Below are 406 nucleotides of genomic sequence, written 5' to 3' on the forward strand. Positions count from 1 at the left end.
AGGCGATACAAAAAACCCAGCAAACGCACAACGGGTCGGCAGGGTGACAGCGCAATCACTGCCGACAGGGTAATGGCGAGCAGCGCTAACAGCGCCACTGAGATCAGCACGATAAGCAGCGAAAAGAGCACATCGCTGGCGTAGAGCGCATAGACCTTGCGGAAGTGATCGAGGGTGAACGGCTGTCCCGGCGCGGTAAACGCCGAGACCAGCGAAAACCCCAGCGGATACAAAAACAGGATCGCGATCATCAGCGCCGCCGGGGCAACCAGCAGCAGATATTTTAATGAACTGGACATAATAAACCTGGCGTCAGCACAAGCAAGCGCCCGGGACGGCGGCCCGGGCTGGAAAAAGGTTTAATTAGCCACCTGGCTTTCGTAACCCTCTTTGATATCGTCAAAGT

Annotated in this window: 1 protein-coding gene; it reads right to left on the reverse strand. The window is 55.9% G+C overall.

The features are described from left to right. Window positions 1-299, reverse strand: a 299-nt coding sequence (locus tag M3212_RS21800; protein ID WP_251195993.1) for a hypothetical protein, incomplete at its 3' end; no start/stop codon positions are given. Window positions 300-406 lie beyond the last annotated feature (107 nt).

It is taken from the genome of Halalkalibacter oceani (assembly GCF_023715705.1).
GTDB lineage: Bacteria > Bacillota > Bacilli > Bacillales > Bacillaceae_D > Halalkalibacter > Halalkalibacter oceani_A.